At 41.7% G+C, this 247-nt stretch carries 1 protein-coding gene; it reads left to right on the top strand.

The window, feature by feature from the left end; genetic code table 11:
• Positions 1-247, top strand: a 247-nt coding sequence (locus tag CA600_RS30745; protein ID WP_143812249.1) for a transposase, incomplete at both ends; no start/stop codon positions are given.

A 247-nucleotide genomic window follows, 5' to 3' on the forward strand; every position in this document is an offset into this window, starting at 1 on the left:
CAGTACCAAGAGCATCTATCTCGATTGGAAGAGAACATAGATGCTCTCACTGAAGAAATGGAAGAATATGATTTAATCCAGTCGATTCCCGGTATTGGTCCTAAAATTGCTGCAACAATTTTATCGGAAATTGGAGGAGTCGACCGTTTTGATCATCTAAAGAAACTAGTAGCCTTTGCAGGCATTGACCCGAGTGTATTCGCATCTGGAAAGTTTACGGCAACACGGAATCGAATTACCAAACGTG

Origin of the sequence: Paenibacillus sp. VTT E-133280, assembly GCF_002264385.1 — a bacterium.
Lineage (GTDB): Bacteria > Bacillota > Bacilli > Paenibacillales > Paenibacillaceae > Paenibacillus_AQ > Paenibacillus_AQ nitricinens.